The organism is Phytohabitans rumicis, from assembly GCF_011764445.1.
GTDB lineage: Bacteria > Actinomycetota > Actinomycetes > Mycobacteriales > Micromonosporaceae > Phytohabitans > Phytohabitans rumicis.
The window spans coordinates 3,052,804-3,070,014 of sequence record NZ_BLPG01000001.1; the positions used below are offsets into that span (position 1 = coordinate 3,052,804).

General features: G+C 72.5%; 10 protein-coding genes and 3 pseudogenes. 8 read left to right on the plus strand and 5 right to left on the minus strand.

The genetic code is table 11. The annotated features are described in order from the left end of the window. Positions 1-88 precede the first annotated feature (88 nt). Both Prum_RS13305 and glyA read left to right on the plus strand, forming a co-directional pair. Positions 89-1,108, plus strand: a complete 1,020-nt coding sequence (locus Prum_RS13305; RefSeq protein ID WP_173076851.1) for a LacI family DNA-binding transcriptional regulator — start codon at positions 89-91, stop codon at positions 1,106-1,108. Positions 1,109-1,312: 204 nt separating this feature from the next. Beyond that, positions 1,313-2,578 (plus strand): serine hydroxymethyltransferase, encoded by a 1,266-nt coding sequence (glyA, locus tag Prum_RS13310; protein WP_173076853.1) that lies wholly within the window; start codon positions 1,313-1,315, stop codon positions 2,576-2,578. 96 nt (positions 2,579-2,674) lie between these two features. Here glyA and Prum_RS13315 read toward each other — a convergent pair whose 3' ends face one another. From Prum_RS13315 to Prum_RS13325, 3 genes are all read right to left on the minus strand, one after another. Beyond that, complete coding sequence (locus Prum_RS13315; protein WP_246277869.1) at positions 2,675-5,329, minus strand: putative bifunctional diguanylate cyclase/phosphodiesterase; 2,655 nt, start codon at positions 5,327-5,329, stop codon at positions 2,675-2,677. A 120-nt stretch (positions 5,330-5,449) separates the two neighbouring features. After that, entirely contained in the window at positions 5,450-5,728 is a 279-nt protein-coding gene (locus tag Prum_RS13320) for a MoaD/ThiS family protein (protein WP_173076855.1), read from the minus strand. Next, positions 5,725-6,810: a WD40/YVTN/BNR-like repeat-containing protein gene (locus Prum_RS13325; RefSeq protein WP_173076857.1), complete on the minus strand. Its 1,086-nt coding sequence runs from the start codon at positions 6,808-6,810 to the stop codon at positions 5,725-5,727. Before Prum_RS13325 ends, Prum_RS13320 begins: the two co-directional genes overlap by 4 nt. A gap of 76 nt (positions 6,811-6,886) precedes the next feature. Between Prum_RS13325 and Prum_RS13330 the strand changes: the two genes are divergently transcribed. Then, complete coding sequence (locus tag Prum_RS13330; protein WP_173076859.1) at positions 6,887-7,255, plus strand: PH domain-containing protein; 369 nt, start codon at positions 6,887-6,889, stop codon at positions 7,253-7,255. On the opposite strand, the gene Prum_RS13335 is transcribed toward Prum_RS13330, so the two are convergent. Continuing rightward, positions 7,230-8,156, minus strand: a complete 927-nt coding sequence (locus tag Prum_RS13335) for a 2-hydroxyacid dehydrogenase (protein WP_173076861.1) — start codon at positions 8,154-8,156, stop codon at positions 7,230-7,232. The two genes, Prum_RS13330 and Prum_RS13335, sit on opposite strands and share 26 nt — an antisense overlap. 22 nt (positions 8,157-8,178) lie before the next feature. After that, positions 8,179-8,865: a hypothetical protein gene (locus Prum_RS13340; protein WP_173076863.1), complete on the minus strand. Its 687-nt coding sequence runs from the start codon at positions 8,863-8,865 to the stop codon at positions 8,179-8,181. 286 nt (positions 8,866-9,151) lie between these two features. On the opposite strand from Prum_RS13340, the gene Prum_RS13345 reads away from it, so the two are divergent. The 5 genes and pseudogenes from Prum_RS13345 to Prum_RS13365 all read left to right on the plus strand — a co-directional run bounded on the left by Prum_RS13345 (position 9,152) and on the right by Prum_RS13365 (position 17,207). Further along, on the plus strand, positions 9,152-11,197 hold the full coding sequence (locus Prum_RS13345) for an ArnT family glycosyltransferase (RefSeq protein ID WP_173076865.1): 2,046 nt from the start codon (positions 9,152-9,154) through the stop codon (positions 11,195-11,197). A 114-nt stretch (positions 11,198-11,311) separates the two neighbouring features. Continuing rightward, positions 11,312-12,526: pseudogene (locus Prum_RS13350) on the plus strand (bifunctional glycosyltransferase family 2/GtrA family protein); the annotation flags it as partial. Positions 12,527-12,672: 146 nt separating this feature from the next. Further along, positions 12,673-14,489 (plus strand): annotated as a pseudogene (locus Prum_RS55755) (glycosyltransferase family 39 protein). 92 nt (positions 14,490-14,581) lie between these two features. Continuing rightward, positions 14,582-15,685: a PQQ-dependent sugar dehydrogenase gene (locus tag Prum_RS13360; RefSeq protein ID WP_173083712.1), complete on the plus strand. Its 1,104-nt coding sequence runs from the start codon at positions 14,582-14,584 to the stop codon at positions 15,683-15,685. A gap of 8 nt (positions 15,686-15,693) precedes the next feature. Beyond that, positions 15,694-17,207, plus strand: a pseudogene (locus Prum_RS13365) (metallophosphoesterase). Positions 17,208-17,211 lie beyond the last annotated feature (4 nt).

The window sequence follows — 17,211 nt, forward strand, 5'->3', positions numbered from 1 at the left end:
GGCTTAACCGAGCAAGCGTTCAGCAGCGCTACGCTCCGCAGTAACGAGCGGGGTACGGTAAGGCCCCTCCTGGAGATAAGGAGCGCACGTGAAGCGGCCCACGATCGCGGACATCGCGCGCCGCGCCGGCGTGTCCAAGGGCGCCGTCTCGTACGCCCTCAATGGTCAGCCCGGCGTATCCGAGGCCACCCGCCAGCGCATCATCGCCATCGCCCAGGAGATCGGCTTCAACCCCAACAGCGCCGCCCGCGCCCTGTCCGGCTCGACCGCCAACGCCGTCGGCCTCGCGCTGTGCCGGCCCGCCCGCATCCTCGGCATCGAGCCGTTCTTCATGGAGCTCATCAGCGGCGTGGAGGCCGAGCTGTCCGCCCGCTCGTACGCGCTGACGCTGCAGGTCGTCGCCGACCCGGACGCCGAGATCGCGGTCTACCGGCGCTGGTGGGGCGAGCGCCGGGTCGACGGCGTGTTCGTGTGCGACCTGCGGATCGACGACCGCCGCGTGCCCGTCCTGGAGGAGCTGCAGCTACCCGCCGTCGTCATCGGCGGCCCCGACCACACCGGCACGCTCGCCTGCGTGTGGGCCGACGACACCGCCGCGCTGGTGGAGACCATCGAATACCTCGTCGCGCTCGGCCACCGCCGGGTCGCCCGGGTCGGTGGCCTACCCGACCTGCTGCACACCGAGATCCGCACCCGGGCCTTCACCGAAGCCTGCCGGCGGCTCGGCCTCACCGACTCGGTCACCGTCTCGTCCGACTACACCGGCGAGGAGGGCGCCCGAGCCACCCGCCGCCTGCTCAGCTCCGCCAACCGGCCCACCGCGATCATGTACGACAACGACGTCATGGCCATCGCCGGCCTGGCCGTCGCCCAGGAGATGGGCCTGGCCGTGCCGAACGACCTGTCCATCGTCGCGTGGGACGACTCGGCGCTCTGCCAGCTCACCCACCCGCCGCTCACCGCGCTCGGCCGCGACATCCCGGCGTACGGCGGGCACGCTGCCCGCCAGCTCCTCGCCGCCATCGAGGGCCGGGCGATCGGCGCGTACCAGCATGAGACGGCACACCTCACACCTCGCGGCAGTACGGCGGCGCCCCGTTTAGGATGATGGCTGTATTCGCGACTGGCGCATTGAACTTTTTTCAACCGAACAGCGCGGCGCTCGCGCCCCGCGTCTCTCCTGTGGTGCATCGGACCGCAAGGGAGGTTGAAAAAGGTTCATAGGAGGTGGACTTAACCACCGGGGAGCGACCAACGATCGCGGCACCGTGCGCCTGGGTGCCGGTCGGCGTTGACATGCCAGGAGGGCGCTGTGCACGTACCCCCGATCCCAAGCCTGACCACCACCGACCCGGAGCTGGCCGGCCTCATCGAGCAGGAGGCCCTGCGCCAGCACGACAAGCTGCGCATGATCGCCTCGGAGAACTACGTCTCCACCGCGGTGCTCGAAGCCAGCGGCACCGTGCTGACCAACAAGTACTCCGAGGGCTACCCGGGCAAGCGGTACTACGAGGGCCAGCAGTACATCGACCAGGTCGAGACGCTCGCGGTCGAGCGGGCCAAGGCGCTCTTCGGCGTCGACCACGCCAACGTCCAGCCGTACTCCGGCTCACCCGCGAACCTGGCCGTCTACCTGGCGTTCCTCAACCCGGGTGACACCGTGATGGGCATGGCGCTGCCGATGGGCGGCCACCTCACCCACGGCTGGTCCGTGTCGGCGACCGGCAAGTGGTTCAACTCGGTGCGCTACAACGTCGCCCGCGACACCGGCCGCATCGACTTCGACGAGGTACGCGACCTGGCCCGCCGCGAGCGCCCCAAGGTGATCTTCGCGGGCGGGACGGCGATCCCCCGCACCATCGACTTCCCGGCCTTCGCGGAGATCGCGCGCGAGGTCGGCGCGGTGCTGGTCGCCGACATCGCGCACATCGCCGGCCTGATCGCCGGCGGCGCGCACCCCTCCCCCGTCGGCTACGCCGACGTGATCACCACCACCACCCACAAGACCCTGCGCGGCCCGCGCGGCGCCATGATCCTCTCGACCGCCGAGCACGCCGCCGCCGTGGACAAGGCCGTCTTCCCCGGCCTGCAGGGCGGCCCGCACAACCACACCACGGCGGGCATCGCCGTCGCGTTGCGCGAGGCTTCCCAGCCAGGATTCTCCGAGTACGCCCAGCAGGTCGTCGCCAACGCCAAGGCACTGGCTACCGCACTCGCCGAGCGGGGCTTCGACCTGATCTCCGGCGGCACCGACAACCACCTGATCCTGGTCGACCTGACCGGCAAGGGCATCGGCGGCAAGCCGGCGGCCAAGGCGCTCGACCGGGCCGGCATCGAGCTCAACTACAACACCGTGCCGTACGACACCCGCAAGCCGTTCGACCCGTCCGGCATCCGGCTCGGCACGCCCGCCCTGACCACGCGCGGCCTGACCGAGGCTCAGATGCCGCAGGTGGCCGCCTGGATGGACGAGGCGGTGACGGCAGCCCTGAAGGAAGACGAGGCCGCCCTGGACCTAATCGCCGCCGAGGTCCGCACCCTAGTAACCTCCTACCCCATCCCCGGCTACACCCCCTAACGCCCCCTAACAGTGGGTGATCATGAAGTTGTCCCCGGGAGGGAGCGCTCTCCCGGTGGACAACTTCATGATCAACGCCGAGTCTGGCGGGCACTGTTAGCGGGGGGCGCGGTGGTCTTCTAGGAAGGCTTCGATGCGTTCGGCGGGAGCGGGGCGGGCCAGGGCGAAGCCCTGGCCTTGGCGGCAGCCGGCCTCCACGGCCTGGCGGACCTGGTCCAGCGACTCCAGGCCCTCGGCGATGATGTCCACGCCGAGCCGGCGGCCGAGGTCGACCACCACGTCGATGAGCGGGCGGCTGTGGCCCTGCAGGTCGGCGGGGAGTTGGTCGGCCGAGGCGGCGATGATCGAGCCGTCGATCTTCAGCAGGTCGACGGGCAGGCGGCGGAGCTGCGCCAGCGACGCCTGCCCGGCACCGAAGTCGTCCAGCGCGGTGCGTACGCCCAGGGCGCGCAGCGCGGCGAGCTGGGTGACCACCGCGGGCACGTCGCCGGGCATCTTCGCCTCGGCCACCTCGACCACGAACGTCTCCGGGCTCAGGTCGTACTCGGCGAGCACCGCCTTGACCCGGGTCACGTAGTCGGCGCCGGCCAGCTCGCGCGGCGACACGTTGATCGACATCCACAGCTCGCGACCGGGCTCCGACCAGGCGGCCAGCTGCCGGCAGGCGGTCGCCAGCACCCACTGCCCGATCTCGTCCAGCAGGGCCAGATCCTCGGCCACCGGCAGCAGCTCGGTCGGCAGCACCGTGCCGAGCGTCGGGTTGCGCCACCGCAGCAGCGCCTCCACCCCCACCGGCTGCCGGTCCGGCAGCGCCAGCACCGGCTGGTAGACCAGGTCCAGCTCGCCCCGGGCGGCCGCCCCGGGCAGCTCCCGCTCCAGGTCCATCCGGCGTACGAGCTGCTCCTCCAGGTAGGCGTCGTACCACTCGATCCGGTCCCGCCCGAGCTGGCGAGCCCGCCGTCGGGCCAGGTCGGCGCGGCGCAGCACGTCGTCGACGGTGTCGCCGCCGGACAGCTCGGCCAGGCCGATGCTCACGTTCAGGTGCACGATCGCGCCGGGCAGCTGGTACGGCTCGGTCAGCACGGTCAGCAGCCGGGTGCCCAGCGCGTACGCCAGGACCGGCCCTTCCACGGTGACCACCGCGAACTCGTCGCCCGCCAGCCGCGCGGGCAGGTCGTCGCCGCCGACGGCCGTACGCAGGCGCCGGCCGACCTCGATGAGCACCGCGTCGCCGATTTCCCGCCCGCGCATCTCGTTGACCCCGGCCATGCCGTGCAGGTCGACCACCAGCACCGCGCCGGTGTGCCCCGGCATCTCCCGCTGGCTGACGATCGTGCGCATCAGCTCCCGGCGGTTGGCGAGACCGGTCAACTGATCCGTGAACGCGAGCTGGTGCAGCGTCCGCTCCAGGTGGCGCCGCTCACCAACGTCCCGGACATGTACGACAAGCGCGGCCACCTCGGGGACGGCGCGCTGGTCGCCGACCGTCGACTCGGTGTCGCGCCAGACCCCGTACCCGTCGCGGAGGCGGGCATCGACCAGGGGCGGCCGGCCGAGCGACTGGCGCTCGGTCAGCACTGCTGTGAGCAGGGCGGTCACGTTGGGGGCATCGTCCGGGTGCATGAGCGACGGGAACGCCCGGCCGATCACGTCGGCGTCGGAGAGCCCGAAGAGCCGCGCCGCCGCCGGGGATTGCCAGCTCACCACGAGGTCTTCGCCCACGACCATGATCAGATCGTTGGCACCGGCCACCAGGGAGCGGAAGTGGGCCTCCTGCTCGACCAGGCGGCGGGCGTACCGGCGGACGTCGCTGGCTGCCATGATCTCGCGGACCACCACGGTCGGGATGACCATGAGTCCGATCAGGATCGACGTCTTGTCGAACTCGCCGACCGTGATCAGGTGGTAGAGCGCGGCCAGCATGGCGAGCAGCGCCGGCACGCTCAGCAGCGGGTAGCCGGACAGCCGGGTCTCCGGCTCGCCGCTCGGGGGCAGGTCGCCGTCGGCATCCGCGAGGTGGGCGCCGACCACGATGAGTACGGGCCCGACGAGCACCGGAATCGCCGCGAAGAGCACGCCACGGTCGCTCGCGCCGTACGAGACGAACATCGTGATCAAGGCCAGCCCCAGCACGGACGCGCCGGTGCCGGCACCGCACAACAGGGCGGCGCGGCGGTACCGGGCGGCGCGCAGCCCGGTCACGGTGACGATCGAAAGGCCGCCGACCGCGAAGAGGAAGCCGGCCAGGGCGGCGGGCGGCATCCCGCCCGGCGGGGGCATGAGCCACCCCGCGAAGGCCAGGCTGATGCCGATGCTGACGCCGTCGGAGACGCGCCGCAGCCGTACGCCGACGGTGCTCGCCGCGCCGGGCAGCAGGAGCAGGCCCAGGACGTACGCCACGACCGCGCCGGCCAGGCCGCACGCGCCCACCGCCGGCCGGAGATCGTCCGGGACCAGCGCCAGCGCGACCACGGTGGCACCGCTCGCCAGCGTGCCCAGGCCGAGGAAGCCACCGCCGCGGCACGGGCCGAAGCTGTGCTGGGTGCGGTGGATGGCGATGGCGAGCCGCCACAGCCGATAGGTCGCCATGGCCGCGACGCTCCCGACGCCGGCCACCAGGCCGAACGTCTCGGAGAGCAGGCCGGCGAGAGAGCCGACGAGGAGCACAACGGCCGCAACGGCGACGGCGACGTCCACAGCCGGGACGCCACCGATCCGGTAGCGGGCGCCGGGGTTGAACGCCACTGACACTGCCGGGTCCTCTGCACGAGGGTGAGGGGGACGGCGCGGCCCGCTTGTGGCGACACCGCACCTATGACCGGTAACGAGGGCCCGGCCATACGGGTTACGGCTGAGTATCTCGTGAGAGGGTCAGCCGCCCGCGACCGAGGGGAGGATCCGCACCTCCCCACCGTCGGGAACCACCGTGTCCTGCCCGGCCGCCAGCCGGCAGTCGGCACCGTCGACGTACACATTGACGTAGCGGCGGACCTCGCCCTGCTCGTCGCGGATGCGGCGCTCCAGCCTCGGCCAGCGCGCTCCCACCTCGTCAAGCACCGCCCGCAGGGTGCCCGCCGCGCCCACGTCGACGTGGGCCGCGCCGCCCACCTCGCCGCGCAGCACCCCCGGCACGAGCACGGTGACGCTCATATTTGCACCGCCCGTACACAGAGGACGTCGGGCAGGTGGGCCGCGACCAGGGACCACGACTCGCCCTCGTCGCGGCTGGCGTACACCTCGCCCGAGCGGGTGCCGAAGTAGACGCCCGCCGGATCGGCGTCGTCGACGGCCATGGCGTCGCGCAGCACGGACGGGTAGTACGGCTCCGTGGGCAGGCCCTGCGACAGCGGCTCCCACGTCTTGCCGGCGTCGGCGGACCGGAACACCCGGCAGCGCCGGTCGACCGGGAAGCGCTCACCATCGCGGACCAGCGGGAAGTTGTAGATCACGCCGGGCCGGTGCGGGTGGGCCACCACCGGAAACCCGAAGTCGCTCGGCAGCCCGTCCGCGATCGAACTCCAGCTCGAACCACCGTCGTCGGAGCGGTAGACACCGTGATGATTCTGCGCGTAGTAGCGGTCGGGGTCGGCGGCGTCGCGAGCCACCTTGTGCACGCACTGCCCGAACTCCGGCCACTCGTCGGGCAGGAAGTACGCCCGGATGCCGGTGTTGCTCGGCGCCCAGCTCTCGCCCGCGTCCGCGGTGCGGTAGACGCCGCCGGTGGACATCGCGACCAGTACCCGGGCCGGGTCGTCGGGGTGTGGCAGCACCGTGTGGATGGCCTGACCGCCGAAGCCTGCGCCCCAGTGCTCGCGGTGCGGGTGGTCCCACAGCGCCCGGACGATCTCGTAGCTGACGCCGCCGTCGACCGAGCGGAAGAGCGCGGACGGCTCGCTGCCCGCATAGACCACGTCGGGCTCGGACGCCGGGCCCGGGGCGAACTGCCAGACCCGGGCCAGCGTGGCGCCGGTGTCGGCCGGGAACGCGACCGGTGCCGCGTCCGGCTCGTGCCAAGATCTACCCAGGTCGTCGCTGGTCGCGACGCTGGGGCCGAAGTGCGAGCTGGTGACCCCGGCGAGCAGCCGCGGTGTGGCCCGCCGCCGGTCGATGCCGACCGCGTAGACGCCGGTCATCGGGAACTGTGGCCCGCCGACCTGCCAGGTGCGCCGGTCGTCGGCACTGGTGGCGACGAAGAGCCCCTTGCCGGTGCCAATCGCAAGCAAAGTGGTCATTTGCCACCTCCCTTCGAGGACCAGCACAGTATGCGCCGCCCGACCGACAGAAACGCGGCCGTGAAAGGATCGGCCGGTGACCAGCCCGACGACCATCCGCTTCCGGCCGCACGGTGCCGTGGCGATCGCCGCGATCATCGCCCTCCTCGGGGCGATACCGCTGGCCAGCGCCGGGTGGTACTACCTGCCGGTGCTGCTCATCCCCCTCGCCGTGGTGGTGTGGGCGCTGCGGGCCGGCACCGAGGCCGACCACGACGAGGTACGCGTACGGGCCCTGCTCGGCCAGCGCCGGATCCCGTGGACGCAGATCAGCGAGCTGGGCGCCGACCCCCGCGGGCGCGCCCTGGCCCGGCTCACCGACGGGCAGGTCGTCCCGCTGACCGCCGTACGCGGCAAGGACCTGCCCAGCCTCGCCGAGGTCAGTAGCCCTCAACCACCTGATTGATCAGCGGCTCGCCGGCCACGAAGCGGCCCAACTGCGCGCCCACCAGCCGGTACGCCCGCGGCAGCAGCCCCCGCACGGAGCCGGCCACATGCGGCGTGAGCAGGACGTTCGGCAGCCCCCAGAGGGGGTTGTCGGCCGGCAGCGGCTCGGGGTCGGTGACGTCCATGGCCACGCCGATCCGCCCGGTGGACGCCTCCGCGACCAGCGCCGCGGTGTCCGCGACCGGCCCGCGCGCGGCGTTGACCAGCAGCGCGCCGTCCGGCATCGCCGCCAGGAACGCCGCGTCCACCATGCCGCGCGTCTGATCGGTCAGCGGCACGATCAGCACCACCACGTCGTGGTGCGGCAGCAGCGCCGGCAGCTCGTCCACGCCGTGCACGCCCTCGGCCGGCCGCGCGGTTCGCGCCACGCTGGTCACCGAGACCTCGAAGGGCGCGAGCCGCGCGGCCAGGGCCGCGCCGATCGACCCCGCGCCGACGATCAGGACCCGCTTGCCGGCCAGTTCGTCGGTCGGGGCATATTTCGCGTACGACCACTCGTGCCGCTCCTGCGCCCGCGCGAACCCCGGAAAGTCCCGCAGGTACGACAGGATCGCGGCCATCACCCACTCCGCGGTCGGCGAGTCGTGTACGCCCCGCGCGTCACACAGCGTGACGCCCTGCGCCAGCCGCCCGACCCAGATGTCGGCGCCGGCCGAGAGGAGCTGGACGACGCGCAGTTCGGGCATCTTCGCCGAGGCGCTCACCGACTCGGCCGGCGCCAGGAACGGCGGTACCCAGAACCGCACGTCGCCCGGGTCGGACGGCAGCGCGTCGGGGGCCGGCGCCACCTCGATCGTGACGCCCGCGGGCACCTCGCCCAGGAGCGCCAGGCCCCGCTCGTGTGGGATCCAGACCTTCACGAATCCCGAGATTACGCCCTGATCATGACGTCGCGGTGATCGACGTCGCGGTGGCCGTGCTACCGGAGACGGTCGCCCGCACGCTCACGGTCGAGCCGGTCGCGATCGTGCCGCTCTTCTGCGTATCCGAGCCGATCGTGTACGTGCCGGAGTAGCCGTCCGCGCTCTTCACCGTGATCGACGTGTCGCTCACCGCGGTGACCTCGCCGGTCTGGGTACGGACGGTGGTGTAGCCGCCGTTCCCGTCCGAGACGACGCTCTCCGAATGCAGGGCGCCGCCGCCCATCCCGGGACCACCGCCGCCGCCCGGTCCGCCCTGGCCACCTTGCATCTGGCCACCTTGCATCTGGCCGCCCTGGGCCTGGCCGCCCTGGGCCTGGCCGCCCTGAGCCTGGCCGCCCTGGGCCTGACCATCCTGGCCCGTCCCGCCGGGCGCCTGACCGCCCTGGGCCTGACCACCTTGCGCCTGACCGCCTTGCGCCTGGCCGCCCGGCCCCTGGGCCGCGACCGTCTGCGTGCCGCTGTCGTCCCCGATGACGTTGCCGGCCACCACGCCGCCGGCGATCGTCACGCCCAGGATGGCGGCGGCGATCACCGCGGTCTTCCCGCCGGAGAGCCGCTTCTTCTCGGGAGCGGGGGACGGCGACGCCGGCACGGACACGATCGGCGGCTCGGGCGGCGTCGGGGGCACGGCCGCTCCGGCCGGCATCGCGAAGTCGACCGTGGAAGCGGGGGGCGCGGTCGGGGCGGAGCCGACGCGGCGGGGCTGACCTGCACCTCGATCGTCGCTGGGGCCCACGGGTCGGATGCGCTGTTGCGCTGGGTACTCATTCACGGACTCCCTACCCCCGCGGTCACTCGCCGCGGTCTGGCAAAACTGCGTTCGCGATCTGTGAGCACCCTGTGCCGGGCCTGGCGTGGCCCTATGAGCACCGCACAGGGAGGGCACAGGGAGGGGACAAGCGGGAAACAGCTTGGCCGTCGAACCTCGGCTCATGACCTCGACACTGTCTGAACCCCTGCGGGCCACTCCGGACCCGCCACCGCCGCCGCCGGTCCGGCGTACCTCCGTCGGGGCCCGCCTGTTGCGCGGCCGCGGCGACGATCCGGTCTGGGTGCGCCCGGCGCTGCTGGGCCTGCTCTTCGCCACCGCGCTGCTCTACCTGTGGGGGCTCGGCTCCTCCGGCTGGGCGAACTCGTTCTACGCGGCGGCCGCGCAGGCCGGCTCGGCGAGTTGGAAGGCATTCTTCTTCGGCTCGTCCGACGCGTCCAACTCCATCACGGTGGACAAGACGCCGGCCTCGCTGTGGGCGATGGCACTGTCGGTACGGATATTCGGGCTCAGCTCGTGGAGCATTCTGGTGCCGCAGGCGCTCATGGGCGTCGGGGCGGTCGGCCTGCTCTACACGACCGTGCGGCGCTGGTCCGGCCCGGTCGCGGGACTGCTGGCCGGCGCGATCCTGGCCACCACGCCGGTGGCGGTGCTGATGTTCCGGTTCAACAACCCGGACGCGCTGCTCGTGCTGCTGCTGGTCGCCGGCGCGTACGCCACGGTGCGGGCGATCGAGACGGCCAGCACCAAGTGGCTGGTCCTGGTCGGCGTGTTCGTCGGCTTCGGCTTCCTGACCAAGATGCTGCAGGCGCTGCTGGTGCTGCCGGCGTTCGCCATCGCGTACCTGGTGGCGGCGCCGACCCCGGTGCGCCGCCGGATCGTCCAGCTGCTCTGGGGCGGGCTCGCCATGGTCGTCTCCGCCGGCTGGTGGATCGCCATCGTGGAGCTCATCCCGGCCCAGTACCGCCCGTACATCGGCGGCTCGCAGAACAACAGCATCCTGGAGCTCACCCTCGGCTACAACGGCCTCGGCCGGCTCAACGGCGACGAGACCGGCAGCGTCGGCGGCGGTGGCAACTGGGGCTCCACCGGCTGGACCCGGCTCTTCAACGCCGAGAACGGCGGTCAGATCGCGTGGCTGCTGCCGGCCGCGCTCATCCTGCTCGGCTCGGCGATCTTCGTGCTCCGGCGCGCGCCGCGCACGGACCGTACCCGGGCGGCCCTGATCATCTGGGGCGGCTGGCTGCTGGTGACCGGCCTGATCTTCAGCTTCATGCAGGGGATCTTCCACGCGTACTACAACGTGGCCCTCGCTCCCGCGGTGGGCGCGGTGGTGGCCATCGGCGCCGCGGTGCTGTGGCGCCAGCGGGCCAACCCGGCCGCCGCCGCGGTGCTGGCCGGCACGACCGCGGTCACCGCGGTGTGGTCGTGGATCCTGCTCGGCCGCAGCGCGGACTGGCACCCGTGGCTGCGGGTCGTGGTCCTCGGCGTCGGCCTGGCCGCCGCGGCCATGCTGCTGCTGGTCGCGATCCTGCCCAAGCGGGCCATCGGCCTGGTCGCGGCCGCGGCGGTCACCGCCGGGCTGCTCGGGCCCATAGGGTACGCGTTGAACACCGCCAGCACTCCGCACACCGGCTCGATCCCCACCGCCGGCCCGACGGTCGCCGGCGCCCGGGGCGGTCCCGGCGGCGGTGGCGGCCCAGGTGGTGGCGGCGGCTTCCGGGGCGGCGGCGGCTTCCCGGGCCAGACGCAGAACAACGGCACCACCGCCAACAACGGCACCACCACCCAGAACGGCATGGCCCAGGGCAACGGCGGGCGTACCGGCGGGACGGCACGCGGCGGCGGCATGGGCGGCCTGCTCAACGCCACCACCCCGAGCGCCGAGTTGGTCGCCGCGCTGAGCGAGAACGCCAGCTCGTACACCTGGGTGGCGGCGGCCGTGGGCTCGAACAACGCCTCCGGGTACCAGCTGGCGACGCAGTTGCCGGTGATGGCCATCGGCGGCTTCAACGGCAGTGACCCGTCGCCGACGCTGGCGCAGTTCCAGCAGTACGTCGCCGAAGGAAAGATCCACTACTTCATCGGCGGCACCCTCGGCCAGAGCAACGGCGGCAGCTCCGCCTCCCAGGAGATCGCCGCCTGGGTAGCGGACAACTACACCACCACGACGATCGGCAACACAACGGTCTACGACCTCACCCAGTGAGGTTAGGAAGGGCCCCCTGTTATGCAAAAAGCGCTAACAGGGGGCCCTTCCTTGCACAGTGTGCGCACAGCGGCGGCACACCCGCCGCGGAGAGAAAGCAAGGAGGGTTTCCCCATGACTACAGCGACCCTGGCCGTGGACACTGCGGCGCTGACCCGCGACACCGCCGTGCTCGACGTCGTGATCCCCGTCTACAACGAGGAACGGGACCTGGAGCCCTGCGTCCGCCGGCTGCACGCGCACCTGAGCGGCACCTTCCCGTACCCCTTTCGGATCACGATCGCCGACAACGCCAGCACGGACACCACGCTGGCCGTGGCGGCCGCCCTGAGCCGGGAGCTGCCCGGCGTGGCGGTCGTCCACCTGGAGCAGAAGGGCCGGGGTCGCGCCCTCGCGGCGGTCTGGACGCACTCTGACGCGCCGGTGCTGGCGTACATGGACGTGGACCTGTCCACCGATCTCAAGGCGCTGCTGCCGTTGGTGGCACCGCTGATCTCGGGCCACTCCGACCTCGCCATCGGCAGCCGCCTCTCGCCCGGCTCGCGGGTGGTGCGCGGCGCCAAGCGCGAGATCATCTCCCGCGGCTACAACCTGCTGCTGCGCGGCACGCTGGCGGCGCGGTTCTCCGACGCGCAGTGCGGGTTCAAGGCGATCCGCAAGGACGTGGCCGACCGCCTGCTGCCGCTCGTGCAGGACACCGGGTGGTTCTTCGACACCGAGCTGCTGGTCCTCGCCGAACGCTCCGGCCTGCGCATCCACGAGGTGCCGGTCGACTGGGTGGACGACCCGGACAGCCGGGTCGACATCGTCGCCACCGCGATCGCCGACGTCAAGGGCATCTGGCGCCTCGGCCGAGGGCTGGCCACCGGCGCGCTCCCGGTCGCCGACCTGCGCCGCCAGCTCGGCCGCCAGCCCGCCGCGCCGCCCGCCGGCGTACCCAATGGGCTGGTCCGGCAGCTCGTACGCTTCGCCGGCGTGGGCGTGGCGAGCACGCTGGCGTACCTCCTGATCTTTTGGCTCTTGCGCGGCGTGGCCGGCGCGCAGGGCGCGAACCTGCTGGCCCTGCTCATCACCGCGATCGGCAACACGGCGGCCAACCGCCGGCTCACCTTCGGGGTGACCGGGCGCGGCAGCGCCGCCCGCCACCAGGCCCAAGGGCTCGTGGTCTTCGCCCTCGGCCTGGCGCTGACCAGCGGATCGCTCGCGACGCTCGCCGCCGCCGCGCCCAACGCCGGGCGCCTGGTCGAGCTCACCGTCCTCGTCGCCGCCAACCTGGGCGCCACGCTGCTGCGCTTCCTGCTGCTGCGGGTGTGGGTGTTCGGCCGCCGCGCGGCCGAGGACACGGTGAGCTTGCCCGACGGCGCGGCGCTGTTTGACCGGCGGCGCCACGAACCAGGACCACCCCCGAACCTTCTCGCCGCCGGTCAGACGGCGCCTTCGGGCGCCGCCGGGCAAGCTCACCAGGCAAGCACCGCGTGACCGAGACGCCCGCGCGGCGGTATCACCTCGCCGCGCTGATCGTCCTGCTCGCCGGCACCGCCGCCCTTTACCTGTACGGCCTGGGCAGCTCGGGCAACGCGAACAGCTTCTACGCCGCCGCCGTCCAGGCGGGCACGCAGAGCTGGAAGGCACTCTTCTTCGGCTCCTCGGACGCGGCGAACTTCATCACCGTGGACAAGCCGCCCGCCTCGCTGTGGGTGATGGCGCTGTCCGGCCGGATCTTCGGCTTCTCCAGCTGGAGCATGCTCGCCCCGCAGGCGCTGGAGGGCGTGGCCGCGGTGGGCCTGCTCTACGCGACGGTACGGCGGTGGTCCGGCCCGGTCGCCGGCCTGCTCGCGGGCGCCACGCTGGCGCTGACCCCGGTGGCCGCGCTGATGTTCCGGTTCAACAACCCGGACGCGCTGCTGACCCTGCTGCTGGTCGCCGGCGCGTACTGCGTGGTCCGGGCCACCGAGCGGGCCAGCGCGCGCTGGCTGATGCTGGCCGGCGTGGCGGTGGGCTTCGGCTTCCTGACCAAGATGCTGCAGGCGTTCCTGGTGCTGCCCGCGTTCGCGCTGGTCTACCTGATGGCCGCGCCGACCGGGCTGGGCCGGCGCCTGGCCCACGTGGGCGCCGCGGGCGTCGCGCTGGTCGTCTCGGCCGGCTGGTGGGTGGCGATCGCCGAGCTGTGGCCGGCGAGCAGCCGCCCGTACATCGGCGGCTCGGAGAACAACTCCGTGCTCGACCTGGTCTTCGGCTACAACGGGCTGGGCCGGATCCTCGGCGGCGCCGGGAACGGCGGCGGGGCGGGCCGGGCGGCGGCGGGGGTCCGGGCGGCGGCGGCAACTCCGGCTTCGGCGGGGCCACCGGCATCACCCGGCTCTTCAACGACGGCTTCGGCGGCGAGATCTCCTGGCTGCTGCCCGCCGCGCTGATCGCGATCGTGGCCGGGCTGTGGGCGACCCGGCTCGGGCCGCGCACAGATCGCACGCGGGCCGCCGTCGTGCTCTGGGGCGGCTGGCTGATCGTCACCGGCCTGGTGTTCAGCTACATGCAGGGCACGGTCCACCCGTACTACTCGGTGGCGCTCGCGCCCGCCATCGCCGGGCTGGTGGCGGTGGTCGGGCGGGAGCTGTGGCGGCAGCGGGACGACCTGGTCGCGCGCGTCTTCCTCGCCGCGATGGTGGGCGTGACCGGCTTCTGGAGCTTCCGGCTGCTGGCCCGCACCCCGGCCTGGCATCCCGAACTGCGGTACGCCGTCGCCGCGACCACCGCTGTCGTCGTACTCGGAATGCTGGTGCCGCCGCGGCGCCTGGCCACCGCGGCGGCCGTGGTGGCACTGGGCGGGGTGCTCACGCTGGTGGGCGGCTCCGGCGGATATGCGCTGGCCACCGCGGCGGTCCCGCATAGCGGGAGCATCCCGTCGGCGGGGCCCTCCGTTTCGCCACGAGGCGGCTTCGGTGGCGATGCCTCGGCGGATTCCGCCCTCAGCGACCTGCTCAAGGCCACCACCACAACCTGGGCCGCGGCGACGAGCGGCTCCCAGACGGCGGCGTCGCTGCAGCTCGCCAGCGGGCGGCCGGTGATGGCGATGGGCGGCTTCACCGGCAGCGACCCGGCGCCGACGCTCGCCCAGTTCCAGCAGTGGGTGCAGGAGGGCAAGATCAGCTACTTCGTGGCCGGCGGGCGCGGCGGTGGTGGCGGCGGCGGTCCGGGCGGCCGCGGCTCCGGCGGCGAGATCGCGACCTGGGTGCAGGAGAACTACACCGCGACCACGGTGGGCGGGACGACGGTGTACGACTTGCGGGGGTAGTTCCGTCGGTTGTTCACAGCGGGCGCGGCTACCCTGGCCGGGTGGACGCCCGCCCCCCGTACCGTGCCACCGTCGTCACGCTGGCCTTGACCATGGCCGTCGGCGGCTGCACCTTCGGCCCCCCGGCGCCCGACGAGGCCGGCGAGCCGCCCCGCTTCCCCACACCGAGCGCGACCGCGACTGCTCAGAGCGGCAACAACCAGCAGACCGCCGCGACCGTGCTCGCGAAGGGCCTGCGGGTGCCGTGGGGAGTCGCGTTCCTGCCGGACCGGGGCGCCCTGGTGACCGAGCGTGACACCGCCAAGATCTTGAAGGTCGGGCCGGAGTCCGGCCCGGACGGTCTCAAGGTCACCACGGTGCAGACCCTCGCCGAGGTCGACGCCGCCGGCGAGGGCGGGCTGATGGGCATCGCGGTCTCGCCCAAGTACGACACGGACAAGACCGTTTTCGTGTACTACTCGACCGCGCAGGACAACCGGATCGCGAAGCTGACGCTGGGCGCCAAGCCGGTGCCGATCGTGACCGGCATCCCGCTGTCCGGCATCCACAACGGCGGGCGGCTGGCGTTCGGCCCGGACGGCTTCCTGTACGCCACCACCGGTGACGCGTCGCAGCGCGGGCTGGCCCAAGACCTCAAGAGCCTGGGCGGCAAGATCCTCCGGATGACCGCGGACGGCAAGCCCGCGCCCGGCAACCCCTTCCCGAACTCGCTGGTGTGGTCGTACGGCCACCGCAACGTGCAGGGCATCGCCTGGGACGCGACCAAGCGGATGTACGCCACCGAGTTCGGCCAGAGCACCTGGGACGAGATCAACCAGATCGAGCCCGGCAAGAACTACGGCTGGCCCACCGTCGAGGGGCGCGGCACCGACGCGAAGTACACGAACCCGCTGGTCGTCTGGACGACCCGGGAGGCGTCCTGCTCCGGCCTGGCCACGGTCGAGCGGCTGCTCGTAACCGCCTGCCTGCGCGGCGAGCGGTTGTGGTCGGTGGAGCTGACCGCGGCCGGCACCGTCTTCGGCCAGCCCCGCGCGCTGCTCGTCGAGCAGTACGGCCGGCTGCGTACCGCGGTGGCGGCACCGGATGGTTCACTGTGGGTGACTACCTCGAACCACGACGGACGCGGTGACCCGAAGCCCGACGACGACCAGATCATTCGGCTGGTTTTCTCCGGGGGCGGAGCGGGGAAGAGCTAGTTTCAGGCATGAGCAGGTCTTGGCATCTCCTCCGTCGCTGCGTGCGGTCCCGGGTCACCCGCCGCACCGGGTTCGGCCTGCTCATGCTCTCCGTCGCGCTGACCGGGGTGGTGCTGGGCGTCCTGCTCGGCGCGCACACCGAAAACGACGTGGGCCCGTTCAAGGCCGAGATGTCGATCGTCCCGTCGTTCATCGGGGACACCGAGGTCGCGATCCCGCCGCTCGGCTCGCTGCACCTGGACAGCCACGACGGGCCGGCCCACCTGTCGGTGAGCCTGGGCTCGCTGGACCGGAGCCGCACCGAAGCGATCATCGACGATCCGGCGGGCATCACCCGGGCCAGCCAGACCGCGGTCGACGACGTCAAGCAGGGCCTCATCCGGCTCGGGATGCGCACCGTCTCGGTCGCCGTGCTCTTCTCGATGGCGCTGGCCGCCCTGGTCTTCCGCAACGTACGGCGGGTGGCCTGGGCCGGCGTCCTGGCGCTGGTCATCGTGGGGGCAGCCTGGGCAGCGCGCTCGCCACCGTCCACCCCGACTCCATCGAGGAGCCGCGGTACGAAGGGCTGCTGGTCAACGCGCCCGCGGTGGTCGGCGACGCCCGGCGCATCGCCGACGACTACAACAAGTACGCCGCGCAGCTACAGGCCCTCGTGGCGAACGTCAGCCGGATCTACACCACCGTCTCCGGCCTGCCCGTGTACGAGCCGGCCGAGGACACCACCCGCATCCTGCACGTCTCCGACCTGCACCTGAACCCCACCGCCTGGCCGATGATGCGCACGGTGGTGGAGCAGTTCGGCATCGACGCCGTGATCGACACCGGCGACATCACCGACTGGGGCAGCGAGCCGGAGGCGTCGTACGTGGCGTCCATCGGCCTGCTCAAGGTGCCGTACGTCTACATCCGCGGCAACCACGACTCCGCGGCGACCGGCACGGCGGTGGCCCGCCAGTCCAACGCCATCGTGCTCGACAACTCGATCACCACGGTGGCCGGCATGACGATCGGCGGCATCGGTGACCCGCGCTTCACCCCCGACAAGGAGACCTCGCCGTCCGGGTCGGGCGCCTCGAAGCAGACCATCGAGCAGGTGATCGGCGCGGGCGAGCGGCTCGCCGCCACGATCCGCGAGTCCCATCAGCCGGTCGATATCGCCCTGGTCCACGACCCCGCCTCGGCCGGCGCACTCTCCGGCACCTGCCCGCTCGTGCTGGCCGGGCACACCCACCAGCGCACCGTGGACGTGCTGCCCCAGGTGCCCGGGGCCACCACCACCCGGCTGCTGGTGGAGGGCTCCACCGGCGGGGCCGGGCTACGCGGCCTGGAAAAGGAGGAGCCGCTCCCGCTGGCGATGTCGGTCCTCTACTTCGACAAGGACACCCGCACGCTCCAGGCGTACGACGACATCAAGGTGGGCGGCACCGGCCAGTCCCAGGTGACGCTGGAGCGCAAGGTTGTCGACGCGGACACCCCCGCCCCCGCGGAAGGCCAGGGCCCCCGGCCGACGCCGACGCGTTAGGCTC